15 protein-coding genes are annotated in these 18,701 nt (G+C 54.4%); 11 read left to right on the top strand and 4 right to left on the bottom strand.

Going from position 1 to position 18,701, the window contains the following annotated elements; all coding sequences use genetic code 11:
• Positions 1 to 263 precede the first annotated feature (263 nt).
• From RXV86_RS12965 to RXV86_RS12945, 5 genes are all read left to right on the top strand, one after another.
• Positions 264 to 1,031, top strand: coding sequence for a glucose 1-dehydrogenase (locus RXV86_RS12965; protein WP_316300479.1), 768 nt, complete (start codon positions 264 to 266; stop codon positions 1,029 to 1,031).
• Between the two features lie 53 nt (positions 1,032 to 1,084).
• Positions 1,085 to 2,065, top strand: coding sequence for a TRAP transporter substrate-binding protein (locus tag RXV86_RS12960; RefSeq protein WP_316300477.1), 981 nt, complete (start codon positions 1,085 to 1,087; stop codon positions 2,063 to 2,065).
• Between the two features lie 71 nt (positions 2,066 to 2,136).
• A complete protein-coding gene (locus RXV86_RS12955; RefSeq protein ID WP_316300475.1) occupies positions 2,137 to 2,664 on the top strand; it encodes a TRAP transporter small permease in 528 nt (175 codons plus the stop codon).
• Between the two features lie 9 nt (positions 2,665 to 2,673).
• Positions 2,674 to 3,957 (top strand): TRAP transporter large permease, encoded by a 1,284-nt coding sequence (locus RXV86_RS12950; RefSeq protein ID WP_316300473.1) that lies wholly within the window; start codon positions 2,674 to 2,676, stop codon positions 3,955 to 3,957.
• Positions 3,958 to 3,988: 31 nt separating this feature from the next.
• Positions 3,989 to 4,507: a redoxin domain-containing protein gene (locus RXV86_RS12945; protein ID WP_316300470.1), complete on the top strand. Its 519-nt coding sequence runs from the start codon at positions 3,989 to 3,991 to the stop codon at positions 4,505 to 4,507.
• Positions 4,508 to 5,250: 743 nt separating this feature from the next.
• Here RXV86_RS12945 and RXV86_RS12940 read toward each other — a convergent pair.
• Entirely contained in the window at positions 5,251 to 6,021 is a 771-nt protein-coding gene (locus tag RXV86_RS12940) for a pilus assembly protein N-terminal domain-containing protein (protein ID WP_316300468.1), read from the bottom strand.
• Positions 6,022 to 6,503: 482 nt separating this feature from the next.
• Between RXV86_RS12940 and RXV86_RS12935 the strand changes: the two genes are divergently transcribed.
• Complete coding sequence (locus RXV86_RS12935; RefSeq protein ID WP_316300466.1) at positions 6,504 to 8,300, top strand: hypothetical protein; 1,797 nt, start codon at positions 6,504 to 6,506, stop codon at positions 8,298 to 8,300.
• Between the two features lie 241 nt (positions 8,301 to 8,541).
• On the opposite strand, the gene RXV86_RS12930 is transcribed toward RXV86_RS12935, so the two are convergent.
• Positions 8,542 to 9,798 carry a hypothetical protein gene (locus RXV86_RS12930; protein WP_316300464.1) on the bottom strand — a complete coding sequence of 419 codons (1,257 nt, stop codon included), beginning with the start codon at positions 9,796 to 9,798 and terminating at the stop codon, positions 8,542 to 8,544.
• Between the two features lie 154 nt (positions 9,799 to 9,952).
• Here RXV86_RS12930 and RXV86_RS12925 point away from each other — a divergent pair, with 154 nt between their 5' ends.
• Together RXV86_RS12925 and RXV86_RS12920 are read left to right on the top strand one after the other, a co-directional pair.
• Positions 9,953 to 10,774: a sulfotransferase family 2 domain-containing protein gene (locus tag RXV86_RS12925; protein WP_316300462.1), complete on the top strand. Its 822-nt coding sequence runs from the start codon at positions 9,953 to 9,955 to the stop codon at positions 10,772 to 10,774.
• A 21-nt stretch (positions 10,775 to 10,795) separates the two neighbouring features.
• Positions 10,796 to 11,815: a glycosyltransferase family 2 protein gene (locus tag RXV86_RS12920; protein ID WP_316300460.1), complete on the top strand. Its 1,020-nt coding sequence runs from the start codon at positions 10,796 to 10,798 to the stop codon at positions 11,813 to 11,815.
• Here RXV86_RS12920 and RXV86_RS12915 read toward each other — a convergent pair.
• Complete coding sequence (locus tag RXV86_RS12915) at positions 11,812 to 12,654, bottom strand: rhamnan synthesis F family protein (RefSeq protein WP_316300458.1); 843 nt, start codon at positions 12,652 to 12,654, stop codon at positions 11,812 to 11,814. The two genes, RXV86_RS12920 and RXV86_RS12915, sit on opposite strands and share 4 nt — an antisense overlap.
• Complete coding sequence (locus tag RXV86_RS12910; protein ID WP_316300456.1) at positions 12,651 to 13,805, bottom strand: glycosyltransferase; 1,155 nt, start codon at positions 13,803 to 13,805, stop codon at positions 12,651 to 12,653. Before RXV86_RS12910 ends, RXV86_RS12915 begins: the two co-directional genes overlap by 4 nt.
• Positions 13,806 to 14,043: 238 nt before the next feature.
• Here RXV86_RS12910 and RXV86_RS12905 point away from each other — a divergent pair, with 238 nt between their 5' ends.
• The 3 genes from RXV86_RS12905 to RXV86_RS12895 all read left to right on the top strand — a co-directional run bounded on the left by RXV86_RS12905 (position 14,044) and on the right by RXV86_RS12895 (position 18,597).
• Positions 14,044 to 15,057, top strand: coding sequence for a glycosyltransferase family 2 protein (locus RXV86_RS12905; protein ID WP_316300454.1), 1,014 nt, complete (start codon positions 14,044 to 14,046; stop codon positions 15,055 to 15,057).
• Positions 15,058 to 15,102: 45 nt separating this feature from the next.
• Positions 15,103 to 16,776: a hypothetical protein gene (locus RXV86_RS12900; protein WP_316300452.1), complete on the top strand. Its 1,674-nt coding sequence runs from the start codon at positions 15,103 to 15,105 to the stop codon at positions 16,774 to 16,776.
• 270 nt (positions 16,777 to 17,046) lie between these two features.
• On the top strand, positions 17,047 to 18,597 hold the full coding sequence (locus RXV86_RS12895) for an ATPase (RefSeq protein ID WP_316300450.1): 1,551 nt from the start codon (positions 17,047 to 17,049) through the stop codon (positions 18,595 to 18,597).
• Positions 18,598 to 18,701: the final 104 nt, after the last annotated feature.

Raw genomic sequence — 18,701 nt, 5'->3', positions numbered from 1 at the left:
GCCGGTTCGTGCAAAGGGTTCCCAAGTCTTCTTTCGACGCTGCTTCTCGAATGCTCTGCTGTCTTGATCCATTATGGTGCGTTTTTCTCTTCTTGACAATACTAGCATACTAGTCGTCTAATATCCACAATTCTGAAACATCAGGAAGTTGCCGGACGCGACCGGGGAGGGTTGCGGTTTTCAGATTGGGAGGGGGCCACGACAAAACCGGCCCGACAGTTTGCGCCCAGTTTGCACGGTCCTGACAGCACGAGAGGCGCGCTATGAGCATCAATTCTGGAACCCCGCTGGCCGGTAAGGTTGCCATCGTCACCGGTGGTGGACGTGACATCGGCCGGGCCTGCGCCGTGCGCCTGGCCGCCGATGGGGCAGCGGTCGCGATCAATTACCACAGCTCGTCTGCCGGCGCAGACAGCGCCGTTGCCGAGATCACTGCCAATGGTGGGCAGGCCCTCGCTAAGCAAGGCGATATGACCTTGGCGCAAGACGTTGGTGCGCTGATTGCCGAAACCGCTACCGCCTTTGGCGGCACGATTGACGTGCTGGTGCATGTCACTGGTGGCTTGGTTGCACGCAAGACTTTGGCCGAAATGGATATCGACCACTGGAACCGGGTGATGGACCTCAACACCACCTCGTTCTTTCGCGTGGCACAGGCGGTCCTTCCGCATATGTCCAATGGTGGTTCGATCATCGGATTGGCCAGCCAGGCCGGGCGCGATGGCGGTGGGCCAGGTGCGGTCGCCTATGCCGCTTCAAAAGGCGCGGTGATGACCATGACGCGGGGTATGGCCAAGGAGTTGGGCCCGGATATTCGCGTCAATTCGATCTGCCCCGGCATGATCGACACGGATTTCCACAACACCTTTTCCAAGCCAGAGGTGCGCAGCCACGTCGCAGGTATCACGCCGCTCAAACGCGAAGGCACATCCGAGGACGTCGCGAATCTAGCCGCGTATCTGGCGTCGGATCGGGCCGCGTTCATCACCGGGGCCAATATCGACATCAACGGCGGGTTGCTCTTTTCCTGAACACTCCGTCACGGAACTCAAACCAACTGGTCACAACTTCTAGGGAGGATCACATGTACCAGAAACTCACGAAATCACTGCTCGGCGCCGTCGCGGCACTGTCCGTCATGGGCGGTGCTGCCGCTGCGGACAATTGGCGGGCGTGGAACATTCACCACGATGGCCACCCCAATACGGCGGCCATGGATCGCTTTGCCGAACTGGTCAACACGGCCACGAACGGCGAAATCACGGTGGATGTGTTCCATGGTGGCGTGCTTGGCTCGCAACCGGATGCGCTTGAACAGGTGCGTATCGGCGCTATCGAGGTCGGCAACTTCAACCTCGGCCCGATCGGTCCGATGGTGAAAGAAGCCAACCTTGTGTCGCTGCCCTTCATCTTTAAAAGCGTGCCGCACATGTTCCGCGTTCTCGAAGGCGAGGCGGGCACGATTGTGGCCAATGCGATGGGCGAAGCTGGGGTTCTGCCTCTGGCCTGGGTCGATGCGGGTGCACGGTCGTTTTATGCGCAAAAAGCCATCAACACCCCCGCTGATGTCGAAGGCTTGAAAATTCGGGTCATGAACAACGACTTGTACACGGCGATGATCTCGGCCATGGGGGGCAACCCGTCGCCGATGGCCTTCTCGGAAGTTCAGCAGGCGCTGAAAACCGGGGTTGTGGACGGTGCGGAAAACAACTTCCCATCGTTCAAGAATGTCGGCCACTACGAAGTGACCACGCATTATTCGCTCAGCGAGCACCTGATCATCCCAGAATGCATCTGCGTGAACACCGCCAAGTTCAACGCCCTGTCGCCCGAGCTGCAAGCCGCCGTGCGCGGTGCAGCAGAAGAAGCGGCGCTTTACCAGCGTGAGCTTTGGGCCGTGCAATCCGGTCAAGCCCGCGAGGATGTCGAAGCCGCCGGTATCATGGTCAATGAAATCGCCGACAAGGGTCCGTTCCAAAGTGCGATGGCGTCTGTCTACGACGAATACCTGGCCGCCAATCCGGACATGAAAGCCCTGGTGGAACTCGCTCAATCAACCGAGTGAGCCGACACAAATGAACAAGATCGCCCGACGGCATGTGCGACGCCGGGCGATTTCCAAGGGAGGGGCACTCAATGGGAAAGACATCTGAACCACCCGTCTTGGTGCGGCGCATGGACCGGGCGTTTGATCTGTTGTCGCGGATCTGTACGATCCTGGCGGGAGCCGCGCTGGTCATCATGACGGCGATCTTTGCCTGGCTGGTTTTCGGTCGCTACGTGCTGAACGACACCCCGACATGGGTCGAGCAGGTTTCGCTTCTTTTGGTCATGGTCATCGCTTTCTTAGGCGCGGCCGTGGGGGTCAACCAGAATACCCATCTTTCGGTGGTCTTGTTTCGAAGTATCGTACCTTCGTGGCTGCGAACCGGCTTTGTCATCGTCACCGATGTGCTCATGGCTGGTTTTGGCGGCATGATGTTCTGGTATGGCACCGAGCTGACAGCTTTCAAATGGAACACGCTCATCCCCCTGATCCAGTGGTCGGAAGGCCTGCGCTCGCTGCCGTTGACTGTTTGCGGCGCGCTGGTCTGCCTGTTTTCCACGGGCCATCTGATCCGCCTGTTTCTCGGGTGGGATGATCGCAAAGACAGCATAGAGTAAGGGGCGCACATGGGACTTGGGCTGCTTCTTGGCGTTTTTGCCTTTTGCGTCATCATCGGGACGCCCGTTGCCTTTGCTCTGGGCATCGCCGCGTTGTCGGCCTTCTGGTTCGAAGGATTGCCGCTGTTCGTCGGCTTTCAGCGCATCGTTGCGGGGATCAATGTCTTTTCGCTGATGGCGATCCCGTTTTTCATCTTTGCCGGAGAGCTGATGTTTCATGGCGGCATCGCCATGCGACTGGTTCGCTTCGCTCAGGCTGCGGTTGGCGCGGTACGCGGCGGTCTTGGCATCGTCAACGTCTTTTCTTCGATGTTGTTTGGCGGCATCTCCGGCTCGGCCATTGCCGACATCTCGGCGCTTGGCTCGATCCTCGTCCCGGTTATGAAGGACAAGGGATACGACGCCGATTATGCAGTCAATGTGACCGTGACCTCGTCCATCGCCGGGATCATCATCCCCCCCAGCCACAACATGATCATCTTTGCGCTGGCCACTGGCGGTGCGGTCTCAATCTCGAAACTGTTCCTGGCTGGCGTAGTGCCAGGCGTGTTGATGTGCGTCTGCCTGGCTGTCATGGCCTATATCGTCGCCGTGAAACGTGGCTATAGCGCCGAACAGTTCCCCGGCTGGACCGCGCTGGCCTTCGCCTTTGCCGGTGCGATCCCCGGCCTTCTGACCGCCGTGATCATCGTCGGTGGTGTCCTGTCGGGCGTCTTCACTGTCACTGAATCCGGCGCCTTCGGGGCGATGTACGCCTTTGTCGTAACCCTTCTGGTCTATCGCAGCCTGTCATGGGAAAGCTTCAAGACCGCTGTCGTTTCTTCGGTGCGCACCACGTCTATGGTGATGATCCTGATCGCCTGCGCGGGAGCCTTTGCCTATATGCTGACCTTCTATCGCGTGCCCAGCAAAACGGTCGGTTTCCTGCTGGGCATCACCGAAAACCCCATTTTGGTCCTGCTGATGATCAACGCGGTTTTACTGCTCTTGGGCATGATCATGGACATGGCGGCGTTGATTCTGATCTGTACGCCGATCTTCCTGCCGGTGATGAACACCCTTGGCATCGATCCGTTGCAGTTTGGCATGATCCTGTTGGTGAACCTTGGCCTCGGCCTTTGTACGCCTCCGGTTGGAACCTGTTTGTTTGTCGGGTGCGCGGTCGGAAAACTACCCATGGAAAAAGCGATACGAACGATCTGGCCGTTCTATCTGGCGATCTTCGTGGCGTTGATGCTGATCACCTTTGTTCCGGCGATTTCCTTGACCCTTCCCGGTCTGATCGGGCCATAGTGGCAACAAGACTGAATTAAAGGATCCCCAGATGACCCACCCCAAACCAAACGTCGACGCACAGATCGGCCCGCTCAGCTTCCTCCGTGCCGATGCCGAAGGATCGATAGAGGTTGGCCAGGCCAAAGAGCGCTGGAGCATGCTGTTTGTCTATCGTGGCCGCCACTGCCCGCGCTGCAAACGCTTTCTGAACAAGCTGGACAAGGCATTGTCGGCCTGGAGCGAGCATATGGATGTTGTCGTCGTCTCCGCGGACTCGCAAGAGAAAGCTCTGGCAGACAAAGAAGAGTTCGGCTGGACCTTTGATTTGTGCCACGGCCTGAGTGAGCCGCAAATGCGCGCATTGGGCCTCTACGTCTCCGATCCGCTATCCGAGACCGAAACAACCCACCGTTTCGCCGAACCCGGTGCGTTTGGCATTCGCCCCGATGGGACACTCATGCTTGTGGACATCTCCAACGGACCCGCCGCCCGCCCCGATCTCGACGAGTTGCTAGACGGGATGGTGTTCAACATTAAGAACGACCGACCGGTTCGCGGAACCGCCTGAGGATTTTCATAGCCCGATTGGTTTCGACTTGTTGTCACGTGGCGCGCACGAGTTGCGCGCACAGATGAGCTGTAGCCGCACAGCACCTTAACCTGCCGTAACTTAGTGAGAATCTCTTCCGGCTTGTGTCGTTTGATTCCCATATTTGATCCTCCGATTCCTAACTATAGGGGCGGACCACTTCAGTGGGGGAGGATCACTTGCCGAACAGGGGCTAGAGAAGACCAATCTCAATCGCATTCTAAGAAAACCACAGGGGGCCAATTAGTGCTTGTCCCCGCTTTTGTCCCCACCCAAACATTGGGGGCGGAAAACCACAATGATTTCAATGGAAGTGGCGGACCGAGGATCCGCCCCACTATCAACCTACGATACTGTTTTTTAAAGCATAAAAAATACCAACCATATATACGTACCACGTTTTGAACCACGCGAGGGCTCTAGTCGGATCAGCCATCCATCGTGCTCTTGACATACCAAGGGCGTCCTATTGTCTGGTTTTGGCATGTCAAAATGTCTGTTGGAGCGGCAGTGAAACCGTCTTAGTTCAACCATTGCTGGCTTTTGCGGCATTTGAAACGAAGCACACATTAACTGAGCGAAAAAAACTGAGCGGAAAAAGTTCCCGTTTGGAGCGTTTGGGACACAGGCTACTTGGTCAATCGATCAGCCCAAAAACCCAGGCTCGATCATTTTCAGGTTCCCTGTCACAAAGTCGCATGCAGTTGTTCTCACCAGAACCTTTACTCTTTAGCCTCTTCGCCACTGTTAATGTTAATCACCACTGGTTGGCTGTTTTCCGCTACGTCTGTTTCCTCAGATTGGATTGCGGTAGTCCCATAACTGGTAACTGTCGTTGTTGTTCGACCGTTCGCTGAGGCTGGTGTCAGGAAAACAGTTCGTTGACCTCGGTTCAACACTCCGATTCTGGTAGGCTCACTGACCGTAGGATACTCAAACGAGTAGATAACTGGCTCTTTGCTCGCCCGAAAGCTCTCGGCAATTTTGATTATTACGTCAATGTCTTCTCGTTTCTTGATAAATCCCTTTAGATAGACCCGATTGTTGATCATACTGACAGCAACGTTCGCGTCAGGCACAGCGTCATTTATCAGCGCTTGTAGCTTGGGTTCTGGGTTATCAATCGCAACTTGGACAACGACCTCGCCAAGAAACGCTTTGTCGTCATCAAAAAGGACGAGATTTGTAATCCCAGTTTTCTTCGTTTGAATATAGAGGGACGTGTCCGTCAACGGAAATGCGTCCAGCACCCCCAGGTCCCCGATCACGATGGATTCATAGGCCTTGTCAACCTTGATCGTCCAAATGGTGCTGGGCTGCAGCACCAGGTGTTCTTTTTCTTTATCACTCAAGTCGTACATGCTCACCGAAACGCTCGAGCTTTGACTCAAACCTTGGCTCGCCGACCCGGCTGCAACAATAAATCCAAGCATCGTTACCGACACCATTCGAACAAGCTTGTTTCGAAAAACAGCTTCGGTTCCTATCTGCATAAGCCTATCTCCCCCTAGTTTTGCAGCAATCCCAACTAGTACCTTAGCTTAGATTAGCCGGAATCCGGAAAGGAAAATCTCGATTACTGCCATTTCCTTCCGAATTGGAGCGCCTCGACGACCTAGCGGCCTATGTCGATGGGCTTCATCCGGGGCTGGCAACATTACGCATCTCTACGGCAGCGGAACATTGGCCCCTTCATCTAGAACACCATCGACGGGCCATCGTCGTTGGCCAGGATTTCACATGCCTTCAGAACTGCCCGCGTGTCAAAGATGTATAGTGTTTTGCTCCATGGACCGTTTCCATGCACCAGTTCCCGCAGCGAGTTTGAACCTTCGAAAGCCCGGGCACAGATCAAATCTCAATTCTTGCCGAAAGGATTTTTCTCTGCGCAGAATGTTGGTGGGCGCAGCGTCCAGACGGAGACGCATTCGAATTCGTCCGACATTATCGTATTGGCGAGATTCGAGACGTTCCCGTGTCACTTGAAGCCCATGAAAAACATGCGACGCACCATTCGTATTCCGAGGATATCGGGATACTTGGTCGACCTGTTTTGATTTCGACTGTTGCGCTTTGCGCTTTAATTGCAATTGTCATAACGCAGCTGCGCTCTTCCGGTCTGTCGCAGGATTACGATTCTCTTCTACGTATGGTTTCCGTACGCGACTTGATGGCCGGACAGAGTTGGTTCGACACGGTTCAGCGCCGCGTCCTGCCGCCGGAAGGTCTGGACCTTCATTGGTCGAGACTTCTGGATGCTGTCCTTGCCGGTCTCATCATAGTTTTGTCTTGGTTTCTGGACGCAGAAACAGCCGAATTCGTGGTAATGGCAGTTTGGCCCGTGTTTTTGCTTTGCTTTTTTTGCCTGGTCCTCGCCCTCGCCATCAACAGCAGGTTCGGGACTAAGGCCGCGACACTGACCATGCTGATCGCAGCACTCTCGCAATTGCCGCGTGGGTTCTATTTTGAGCCCGGATACATCGACCATCACAACCTTCAGCTGGTGCTAATGGCGGCGTTCAGTTGGGCGATTCTTCATCCAGGGAACAAGCGGAAATCCGGTCTTGGAGCTGGTGTGGCGATGGCCCTGTCACTTGCAATTGGACTCGAGGCCGTCGGCTTCTTTGCAATGGCCATCGCGTTCCTTGTCATTCGCTATGTCGCGGTTAACGGGTGGGAGACGGACCGATTGATCTGCTTTGGGCTGGGACTTTTAGTAACTGCCCCGCTTCTGTTTGTAGCGCAGACGCCGTTTGCCGAATGGTTTACGATGAAATGCGACGTTCTTGGACCACCGGCGCTGATCGTTACGACGGCGATCAGTTTGCACTGTATCTTGTTGGCGATCTTCGCTCGCGATGCTGCACCAGCTCGACGGTTGGCGTTGGCGTCGATTCTGACAGTAGTTCTCGCCTTGTCGCTTGCACCGGTATTGCAAGTCTGCAGTGGTGGCCCGTACGACATGGTATCCGAGGAAATCCAGGCAATCGTCATTGGAGAAGTCTTAGAAAACCAACCATTGTCGTTTTTCTTCGACAACCAATTGGTTCAAGGCACCATGATGACAGTGCCCTTTTTCAGTGCGATTTTGCTTTTAGCCCCAACACTAGGGCGCGGGCAGCAACGCGATGCAAGAGCATTTCTTCTGATACTTTTGGGTTTTGGCCTTGCGGTTGGATTTTTGCAGGCCCGGATGATGATCTGGGGCTGGGCGATATTACCAGCCGCGCTTGGGGTTGGGTTTGCTGACTTCATTCGCAGCTCCAAACTGAACTTGTTGTGGTTACTTCGTTTGGTTCTGGTATTCGTTGCGATCTTTCCATATTCAGTTGGTTTATTGATCCTGCAGCCTTGGAACCTTGAGCCGCATCAAAATGCGGTAAGTGAGGCATCCGGAAACACCCGGCGTTGCGCCACCAAAGCAGACCTAGAGCCGCTCAATGCGATGTCACCTGCAGTGCTGTTCAACCCAATTGAAACCGCGCCAGCAATTCTGTTCTATACCCACCACTCTGTGACAGGCGCTTCATACCATCGAAGCCCTCTCGCGCTTGAAATGGGCGTTAAGCCGTTTTTGTACAGCGACGATAAGGTTTTGAAAGATGCCGTTACCAACGTAAATGCGGACTACGTAATCGTTTGCCGAGGTCAACAGTATGGCGGTGAAGATAGCATCGGAACTAGGTTGGCAAATGGCGAACAACTCGACTGGCTACTGGAGATTCCGGTCGAAACCACCGAAGGTATACGCATCATGAAGATACGCCGCTAGGATCTCAAATCACTCGACAAGCTGCTGTGCCATGAGAGAGCCAGCGACAAACTGAATGCAGGAAACTGTTGTGCAGCCGTCGTAGCAAACTGGCTTGAGACGCTGTGTGTTTACACCTCCGACCGACCCTAATCACTTGATCGGGGTGATTCAATTGTGAAGCACAACACTTCAACAAAACAGCCTCATACCAGCCGATTGCAACGCACGGAGCGGCCGTCTCCAACTCCTACGAACCCGTTCAACTTCTTTTGCCAACGCCCAAAGTGAAGAGAACGATTGCCCTTACGCCCAAAGCGAGCGAAGCCGCCACGAGGGCACCGGACGCTCCAGAGGATCGGGCTAAAGGCGGCAGGGCGACGAACAAAGTTAGCACGCCTGCCCAGCCAGCAAGCGCGCCACACCAACTCCGATCCTGCGCGATGTGCAATTGCCAGGCTCCGGCGGGCAGAACCATCAGCCCACCCGCCAACAAGGCCGGCGCGAGCAATGTGCCCGTGGACGCGAACCCCGACCCGAGCAACGTTATTGCAATAGAATGCCCGAACACTTGGGCAAAGATGATTGCCGCACCAAAAACGATGGCCGAACCAAGTGCGACGAACGCAGGGTAGTGACGCAATCGAGCGTCGCCCCTCGTCGATGCGCGAGCTACGACTGGGAGAGCCGCCCCGAGAACCCCGGCCGCCCCCATCACTACAAGTGATGCAACCTGAATTGCCAAGCCCATTTGGCCGACCAAGGCAAGATCGTCGGTCTTATGGCGAATGTAAATCAATGGCATCGCAGTCAGAACCGCGATGCTTATTGCGACAAGCGCATGCACTGCACCTTCGCGTAGGACGTTGCCAAACTCTCCAAAGTCAAACTGCAAGCGGAAAGTTATTTGGCGCGACAGCGCCAACAGTGTGAACCCGGCCTCCATCAGCCAAGATACAGAGTGTACAATGAGCAGGGTAAAGAGACCTGCCCCGAGCCAGAGGCTGACCAGCCCCGCTACCACCTCCATTATGCGGCAGCACACAGCTAATCGGAACGCAAGGTAGCTTTTGTTGAGCGCGAGCAGCGCTGAGCGCGCAAACAATACTATTCCGCGCCCTATGAGAGCGGGTATCACCAAAAGCAGCGCGAGTTGGATAAACACATCGCCTTCAAAAACAAAAGCACCTGCTGTAAGCGCTACAGCAGCGAGACCGAGTAGCCCAAACCGCAGCCAAAAAGCTGTACTGAGGAAAGTGGTGGCCGCTAGGTTGCGGCCCAGCCGGAGCGGGACAATGCTTTCCAGCCCAAAAAGAGCCAACCCTAAGGCGAAAGCGTAGGTCGTCGTCGTGTAGCTCCAGACACCGTAGTACTCGGCCCCAAGCCAACGACTGATGACCAGCACGTAGATGCCACGAAGCACAGCTTCGGACCATTGCGTGCCAGCCAAGAAAGCGCCATTGCCCAAAATGGACGCGATTCCGGGAAACCGTTGCCGTAGTGCCTTTAACTTGGCCATACTCTCCATTGCGTAAACAATTTGGTGAAATCAAGTCACAAGTGCCGCATACGAAAGCGAAACGCATTGTTTGTTATTAATTGTGCGTTGTTGACTGGAGGACGCATCCCGGCGTACTGACGCTAAAACCGAAATATCCTTAGCTAAATGTCAAATGATTGTTAACGACACATGTCGCGTTGTCTTCCTACACATACCCAAATGCGCTGGCACCACTGTTCGGAACGTATTGGCGCTCTATGACCAGCACCACGGGAGGTTTTACGACAAATCTGTAGCGAACCACCCCTTACTCGGGCGATTGGACTATGCCCACATTCCACTCGCGGTACTACGTGACTACTTCCCGGAGGATTTTGATCGTGTCATCAAATACCGCTCTTTCGCGCTGATACGTGACCCGCATTTCCGTTTTCCCTCATCGCTTCATGAACGTTTCGTTCAACGCAGCAACACTCCACTTGACCTACACGACCGCGTTGATGTCGCTCGTGAGGTAGACAAAGTCATGGCATCTCTAGCCCGGCATCCGCAGAGCGAGCCGATCAGCGACCCTGATCTGATCCATTTTTCTCGGCAATGCGATTACATCTTCCTCAGTGGAAAACAGATCGTCGATTCACCACACACGGTTGCGGAAATCAGAAGCATGTTGAACGAGATATCCGATCTCATCGGAAAGCCGATTAGGCTTAGGGAAAGCCGAAACCGGCGGGATAGGATCTCCTCCACTAAAGTCGAGAATCTGACGCGCATCGTCACAAGACCTATCGAGACGGTTCTGCCGCGCCGGTTTTGGAAACCGATGTACAAACCAATCAAAACCGCTTTCTACGCCACAGGATTGCTTCGCCCAGGGGGAAATCCACTTGCGGACTACCCCAACGCAGCCGAGATTGACGCATTCATCAAAGAATTCTACGCTGCTGACATCGCTTTTTTTCGGCAGCTCGAAGCCAAACGCGCCGCGCTGTAATCAACAAAGAGTCGTCGAGCAATGACAACAGTCGACGTTCTTCTAGCTACATACAACGGCGCCCACTACCTGCCGGCGTTGTTGAACTCGTTGGAAGCGCAGACATTCGAAGATTGGCAATTGATTGTGCGAGATGATGGGTCAAGCGATGGGACACTCGACATTGTAAAGGATTGGGCGGCACGAATTGGGCGGACCGTAAATGTCATTGAAGATGGTGATGCGGGCCTGGGGCCAAGCGGCAATTTCTCACGTATTCTAGCCGCATCGCAGAGCCCATATTTCGCATTCTGCGACCAAGATGACATCTGGTTACCCGAGAAGATAGAGCGGCTTTTAAAGGCTGCTATTTGCACCGAAAAGAGCGTCGGCCCGGGTGTCCCTGTCCTAGTGCATTGCGATCTGAAAGTTGTGAAAGAAGACCTCAGCGTCATCCACAACTCATTCTGGGACCAACAGGATTTTGCCTACCGCAACGCCTGCCAGGGTCCTTCCGGGTACCATGTCCGCAAAAGCCTCGCACTGCGCAATTTTGTTACTGGATGCGCTATGCTGGGCAATGCGGATCTGCGGCAATGCATGCTCCCGGTGCCGCGCGATTTCTCGATGCATGACTGGTGGGCGGCCCATTCAGCGGCCCAGCGTGGTACAATAACAAAAGTGGACGACGCGCTCGTTCTCTACCGCCAGCACGCCAGCAACGCCGTCGGCGCGAAAACAAGAACGTTTCGCACGATGATGGAAAAATTGCTCAACGAGCCAGCACAAGCGCTCAAACGAACCCGGCGAGCGTCAAGCATGTTGTCGCGACAGGCATCCATCGTTCTTGAGCGCTTCGCTCATGAAATGCCGTCCGACGAAAGCAGGTTCATCCAGGATTTTTCAGAGGTCGGCCGCGGCTTAAGCCGCTTGAGTGGATGGCGATTGCTGTTATGGTCGATTAGAACTAGACAGCATCGTGCGCTCACCACCCTGTTGGTCTTTGAAACTGTCAGTCCGACAGTTTCTAAACCGGATAGACGGCCGCACGGCTCGTCCTAGACTTTCCCATTCTCACTTTTGTTATACACGCCCGGCGCCGCACTTCTTGGCAGGCGGTCAAATGGAAAACTGACTCCAGCGATCGCTTTGATCCGGTTCATACCAACAAACCGATATGTGTCTTTTCCATTAATCAGCGAAGCCTTGAGATAGGGCATACCGCGACGGATCAAGTCTTCATGAAACTCTACGGTTCGGTTAATGTGGTTCACACTGAACGGAACTTTCAACCTGCCTTTCAGTCGTTCAATGTTCACAATGCGTAGATTTTCGGGGAACCGGAGAGGCTTGATCATAGCGGAAAGTGCGAAACCTGCTTCGATCATTGCGCGACTGAACCCGACCTCGTATCTGCGGATCACCTGTCTCTTGTCGCCGAAGTCCTTCACGGATGCCCAGAACTTTCTCCATGCCTCAGACAAAAACACTTTTGCCGACGCGCTTAGGAAATAGCTTTGCAGATGTAATCCTTTGTTGCGCGACATGACCATACCCCAAATGTCCGATGCGCGCGCGTCCATAGCCTCGAAAATCGGTGCAAGCGGATACAGTGGACCGACTACACTGGAGTTTGTCAGGATGATCCGATCGAATTCGCCTAGTGTCTCGGTTAAAAGAACATCGCGCCATGCGGCAAAGTCCCAGCCTGTGTTTTCGCGAACCAAGACACGGTCACACAGCTGCTCGGCGATCTCGCGCGAGGCCGTATCGAGAGGGGAATTGGAGACCAGGACAAGACGGGAAACCACTGGCCTTAGCCCTTCCAGATGAAGCCTGACGTGTGCGGGCAGACCATTTCTTGGGTCGAACTGTGCAAGGATCGCAAGGCGTTTTGTCACGATGAAGTGGCCTTTCTTAAAATAGCATCCCAACCCGCCGCCAAGATGTCGATTGAAAAGCGTTTGCGCAAATCTGCGTGCAGTTCGGGCGGATAGGGCGCAGAGGATAGCAACCTCTTCACAGCCGCCAGAAGAGCAGCCGGATCGCCAGGTGGCACCAATTCTACACCAGGGGTATCTTCTGACACCAGTTCGAGAATGCCCGGCCCGGTTCTTGTCACCAACGGTTTCCCGGCTGAAAGAATCTGAAAAACCTTATTGGGGATCACACGTCCGGCTTTTTCACTCTCTCCAAAAACACCCAGACAAACGTCAGCTTGCCCTATTCGCTGCACGAGTTCGGGGTAAGGCACCCACTCGACCCACTCGATTGATGCGGGAACGCCGGAAACCGTCATGTCTTGAACAGCCTGTGTTTGCTGTCCTCTGCCGATGATTACCCAGCTTATTTCCTGGTCGCCTGCCATACGTGCCGCCTCGACGATGGTTTCAATCCCGTGAAGTGGAATAAACTGGCCATAGAACAGCACAGTCGGATGCTTCGCATGGAGCTTTGGCGAGACCGTTGGAAACGCTTCAGCTTCAGCTCCGACGAAAACGGAAGCAAGCTTTCGGGGTTCGAGACCATAGGAGCATCGAAACAATTCTGCATGCGCTTCTGTATCGAGAACCACACGATTTACAGCCCGGCAAGCAAGCCACTCCAACGCCCACAAGAAAAGGGCAGCGGGGTTCCGCCGCGAAATCATTTTGCGGTCTCTCACCACTGTGTCATGGAGCGACAGAAAGGCATCCCAAACTATCGGAATCCGCCGAATGGCGGCGAATGGAAGCAACGACAGGACATCCAAATGTCCGAGGTAACCAATCACGACCACGTCGGGCCGGGGTGCGCGGCAAAACCGCCAGAGCAAACCAGGGTAGGCAAGCAACCATCTGACAACGCGCCTGAGGGCCGCACCTTTCCTTAAAACTGATTTGTCCTCCGCACCTTCCCAAACCGCCGAATGGATTTCTGACACCTGCGCGCCGGTTTCGCGGATAGACTGAATAACCAGGCGCGTGCGTGGTTTGCCTAAATCATACGTACCCCAAATGAGGACATTCAAATTCTGGGGGGCAGTTCGAAACAAATCTACCGGCCTTTTCAAGCTTTCGCGCGATCTGGTTGCATCTTATCTGCTCAGTTCTGGCCCGTACCAAGCATTCTCAAGGGATGGGTCGAGTGATGCAAAAAAGCCGCATCCGAAACACTCCAGACAAATGATGCCTCAACACAGTATCTTCTTCGCGCACGTTGCGGCGACATGGTTTGGTGGCTTAGACAGAATGGTAGCGTCGGTTGGCACATGTATCGCGCAGGCAAAGCAGAATTGTAACACGCCGCTGATGGAGGAGCAGATGGTCAAGCTAGTGATCCAGATCCCATGCTATAACGAAGCGGCTGAATTGCCTGACACCTTGGCTGCATTACCGCACGACATTCCCGGCGTGGACGTAATCGAGACATTGGTCATTGACGACGGAAGCACCGATGGAACCACCGACGTGGCGCGCTCCAACGGTGTTAATCACGTGATACGGCACCGTCGGAACAGGGGGCTGGCCATGGCCTTTCAAAGCGGTCTCGAAGCGGCACTTGCTATTGGAGCAGATATCATCGTGAACACAGACGCCGATGGGCAATACGAAGGAGAGGATATCGCCGAGCTCGTCGCTCCCATCGTGACGGGTAAAGCCGATATCGTCGTGGGCGACCGGGGTGTTGCAAGCGTCGCGCATTTTCATCCCGTCAAACGATGGCTGCAGCGCCTTGGCAGCGCGGTCGTTCGGCAGCTCTCCGGCGTGGCCATCAACGATGCCGTGAGCGGGTTTCGCGCGATGAGCCGGGAGGCTGCGCAGCGCATCACCATCACGTCAAGTTTCAGTTACACCACCGACATGCTGATTCAAGCCGGTCGCAAGCGCATGGCAATCACCAGCGTCCCGATCCGAAGTCACCCGACGGAACGGCCATCTCGACTATTCAAGTCCATTCCGGGCTTCATTTCACGCACTCTGGCCACAATGTTGCGCGCATATGCGACCTATAATCCCTTAAGGACATTTGCGGCGTTGGGGGCGCTGATGTTGGTGATTGGACTGGCGCCGATAATCCGTTTCCTATGGTTCTGGTTGAATGGCGACGGTTCCGGACATGTTCAGTCTCTCGTTCTCGGCGGTGCGCTGCTGGTCCTCGGGGTCATTACGTGCTTGATGGCGATCCTGGCCGATCTTATTGGTGCAAACCGCAAGCTGATTGAAACGACGCTTGAGCATGTCCGGCGCTTGGAAGAACAAAGCCCGCAAAAGCCTTGCAACGAATCCCCGAAGCCAAGCCTCAAGTCCGATGTAAAGAATTGAGGCAAAATACATTTTTCATTCACAAGCCTGGTGCCGGGTAACAAGATGAACCAAAAAACCCACAAGTCGAGCCGAGTTTTTTGGATTATCGTATTGTCAGCCGCAGCATTCATCATTGCCGGTCAGGCAATCGCGGCGCTCAACCGGGGCATTAACTGGGACGAGTTCAGTCACTACGATTTGATCAGGCGCTTCGACGCGGGTTACCTAAGCAATCCATTGCAAAGCTTCTTCGTCCACTATTTCCGATGGCTTTTGTTTCTTCCGGGTGACGTGACAGATCATATTCGGGCAGCGCGGGTTGTCATGCTTTGCTGCGAAATCGGTGCGGCGGTCGCACTGTTCGGAGTCGCGCGCCGCTTCGCTTCCCAATCAGCCGCGGCGATGATTGCCCTGGCCTATTTGTCGGCTGGTTTTGTCGTCAATCATGGTAGTTCGTTCCGCTACGATCCGCAGGTGACCTTTGTGTTGATGTCGGCGCTTTGGCTGTTGTCTGCTAGCAACTTGCGCCCAGCGGCGATCGTTTTTTTTGGAATGTTGGCGGGCCTTGCACCGATGATAACGATCAAGGTTGTTTTCTATGCGCCTGCATTTGCCGCCATTGCATGGTTGCGTTTGAGTGAAAGCCCGCGAAAAGCTTCTATGATGCTGCGCTTGCTTGCATGTCTTTGTACCAGCTTTCTGGTCTTTGCCGCCCTGTATTCCTGGCACTCCGGGTTCGTCACCAACACATCAGTGGCAAATGGTTTCAATTCAGCAAAATCAGCGGGCAATGATGTCTTTTCGGGAGGTTTCGTGCCTCAGGCCCGAGCACTCATGTATCAGGCAATTCTTTCGCCATTAACGACCATTCTTGTTCTTCTGACCATTCTTGGTTGGCGCAGATTGAGAGTTTCCCAAGCCATGAAAGTAGCCATGATCGGCCTCATGCTGCCGCTTTTGAGCGTATTGGTTTATCGCAACAGCTATGAGTATTTCTTCGTTTTCCTTTTGCCGCCGGTTCTTGCCGCGACGGCGCCGGTGATGGAGCAATTCATTTTGCGCCACATCACGTTCGCTAAGTTATCAGCCTTGATGATTGTGCAATCGAGTATTCTGGCGCTGCTTACGTTACCGGCAGATTACATGATTCTTCATGGGCAAAAAAAGACGATCTCTGTCGCGCATGACTTGTTTCCTGAAACGGTCACATACTTCGATTTCGCCGGCTATCTTGGTGACTACCAACGCGCCTTGCCTTTCATGATGTCTGGTTGGGGTCTAAAGGTCTACCTGCGGGCGGGTAACGTCGCATTCGTGAACGCCATGGAACGCGAAACGATACCTTTGCTGATCTTAAACCATTCGGTTCTCAAAGATGCGGCGAAAGGCACGCCGGATCGACAGTTTCTGCTCCCGGAAGATGCTGCTGCATTACGCGAAAACTACATTGAGCATTGGGGGCGCATCTGGGTCGCGGGACGCCACATCCCAGCCGGGAGCGAAACGGTGATGTTCAACAACCGTGTCCCCGGTTGGTATACGGTTGAAGGCGCGGAGTTGGCCATTGATGGCGTGCGATATCAACGTGGCGAGGTGATAGAACTGTCCCGAGGCAAGCATTCCGTTGGTGCTCCGCGTGCTAGCGACGTGACCTTACGCTGGGGCGATCATATGGAAATTCCAGATGAGAGCCCACCCAAGGCAATTCCGTTCTCACCCCTTCGCTTTTTTCCGTAGTCGCCGCATGCTGGTTTCGGAAGCTCAAGCGTTTTGCGTCGGATCACCTGATCGGCGAAGTTGAGCGGCAATTGTCAAGCTTCCGCAAAAGCAGTTCCCCCCCTGACGCATAAAAAGTCCACCTATTCATTTCTGTCTTGAAGCGTTGAAATCACTACAATCGGGAAAAACGCTTGGGATTAGTTCCCGACCGCAGCTATCCTGCCGGTGCACCGAAGTGGTTGGCAAATCGGAGCAGCGACATTTCAGAACGAAAAGAAAGCGAATAAAGTGAAACTGTTTGGTAGATCCAAGTCCAAAGACACCGAGACGAAGCAAAGCGAAACCCAACCAGATGCAACTGAAACTTCAGTTGTGCCGAAAGAGGAGGAGGCGAAAGCCAATCGCGTTTCAGATCAGCCAAACGCGGCGCCACCCGACGCAGAAAAGGACGACGTTCTCGACGAAGAAGTTGCATCCTCGCACGACCAAGACCTCAAATCAGAAGACAACGCCCCGGATAGCGTGGAAGAACCGCAGGAGGCAGAAATTGGCTCACCCTCGCGTCGACATGTCTTTTCCGCTACGGCGGCGCCAAAAACAATCGAAGAGACCGACCTGAGCGAAGCATTTCTGATCAACCTTACCTGCAAGATCATGAATGCCGGCGGGACCATGACGCCCGCCGAGATTGCCGACGTAATCAAGCTTCCGAAACTGATTTGTCGCCAGCTGATCAAGCAGATGACGTCGCTATCCCTGATTGAAGCGCAAGGGCTTGAAAGCGCGGACATCAAATCGGATGTCCGTTATGTCCTGACTGATCTGGGCAAGAAATGGGCCAGCGATGCCATGATGGTTTCGCAATATATCGGCCCGGCCCCTGTCACGCTTCAGGCCTTTTCCGAGCATATCCGCAGTCAATCGATCAGAAACGAGGAAATCCACCGAAACGAATTGGATGAAGCTCTCGCTCACCTCGTTATCCCCGACATACTCAAAGCCCAACTGGGGCCCGCAGTGAACTCTGCTCGATCCATGTTGCTCTACGGCGAACCCGGCAACGGGAAGACCTCTCTTGCCGAGGCCCTGGGGGAATCTTTCCTTGATTACGTCAGCTTTCCGTATGCCATTCTGGTTGGGCAGCAGATTATCCGCTTCTACGATGAAACCCTTCACGAAACCGTCGAACCACCCGAAGATCACAGACGGACTGATGCACGCTGGGTGCTCTGTCGTCGCCCAGTGGTGCTCGCTGGCGGGGAACTTACGCTGGACATGCTGGATCTTCGGTTCGATCAGATGGCGCGCTTCTACGAAGCGCCGATGCACTTAAAAGCCCTCGGTGGCATTTTTGTGCTGGACGATTTCGGCCGCCAAGCCGAAAAACCACAAGCCTATCTAAACCGTTGGATCGTACCACTGGAAAAGGGTTTCGACATTCTTTCCTTGCACACAGGCAAGAAATTCTCCGTTCCATTCGACCAGCTTGTCGTGTTTTCTTCGAACTTGGAACCAGAAGAGTTGGGTGACGATGCCGCGCTGAGACGAATTTATTTCAAAATTCACGTGCCAAGCCCAACGAAGCAAGACTACTTCAAGATTTTTCACGATGTGACCGACAACATGGAAATGGAATGGAAGCAGGACGTGATGGAGGAGTTTTTCAAGCGGAAATACGAAGAAGCGGGCTATGTCACTTCGGGGGCCCACCCAGGTTTTCTGGTAAACCACATCCGTGCAGCGTGCCGCTATCTCGAAAGCACGCCTGAACTCAGCCTCGACCTGCTGGAGCTTGCTTGGCGCAACGTCGCCGCGAGTCATCGGCGCGATGTTAGCTGATCAGGCTATGCCCCGGAAATGAAAGCTCATCCAGTCGGGAACACTGAGTTTCCCGAAAAAAGGTTGTTTGAAGCGGCCCGCCTCGACTACCGTGTTGGTAAAAG

The organism is Aliisedimentitalea sp. MJ-SS2 (assembly GCF_032586155.1).
In the GTDB taxonomy this organism is placed as follows: domain Bacteria; phylum Pseudomonadota; class Alphaproteobacteria; order Rhodobacterales; family Rhodobacteraceae; genus JAWHTC01.
Note: the sequence above shows the minus strand (reverse complement) of the source record. Positions and strands in the feature narration are given on the sequence as shown.

What these genes read in the sequence shown, in the direction of transcription:
- RXV86_RS12940 (WP_316300468.1), bottom strand. Translation starts at nt 6,021, where the DNA reads ATGCAGATAGGAACCGAAGCTGTTTTTCGAAACAAGCTTGTTCGAATG.
- RXV86_RS12930 (WP_316300464.1), bottom strand. Translation starts at nt 9,798, where the DNA reads ATGGCCAAGTTAAAGGCACTACGGCAACGGTTTCCCGGAATCGCGTCC.
- RXV86_RS12950 (WP_316300473.1), top strand. Translation starts at nt 2,674, where the DNA reads ATGGGACTTGGGCTGCTTCTTGGCGTTTTTGCCTTTTGCGTCATCATC.
- RXV86_RS12925 (WP_316300462.1), top strand. Translation starts at nt 9,953, where the DNA reads ATGATTGTTAACGACACATGTCGCGTTGTCTTCCTACACATACCCAAA.
- RXV86_RS12905 (WP_316300454.1), top strand. Translation starts at nt 14,044, where the DNA reads ATGGAGGAGCAGATGGTCAAGCTAGTGATCCAGATCCCATGCTATAAC.
- RXV86_RS12960 (WP_316300477.1), top strand. Translation starts at nt 1,085, where the DNA reads ATGTACCAGAAACTCACGAAATCACTGCTCGGCGCCGTCGCGGCACTG.
- RXV86_RS12955 (WP_316300475.1), top strand. Translation starts at nt 2,137, where the DNA reads ATGGGAAAGACATCTGAACCACCCGTCTTGGTGCGGCGCATGGACCGG.
- RXV86_RS12920 (WP_316300460.1), top strand. Translation starts at nt 10,796, where the DNA reads ATGACAACAGTCGACGTTCTTCTAGCTACATACAACGGCGCCCACTAC.
- RXV86_RS12945 (WP_316300470.1), top strand. Translation starts at nt 3,989, where the DNA reads ATGACCCACCCCAAACCAAACGTCGACGCACAGATCGGCCCGCTCAGC.
- RXV86_RS12900 (WP_316300452.1), top strand. Translation starts at nt 15,103, where the DNA reads ATGAACCAAAAAACCCACAAGTCGAGCCGAGTTTTTTGGATTATCGTA.
- RXV86_RS12965 (WP_316300479.1), top strand. Translation starts at nt 264, where the DNA reads ATGAGCATCAATTCTGGAACCCCGCTGGCCGGTAAGGTTGCCATCGTC.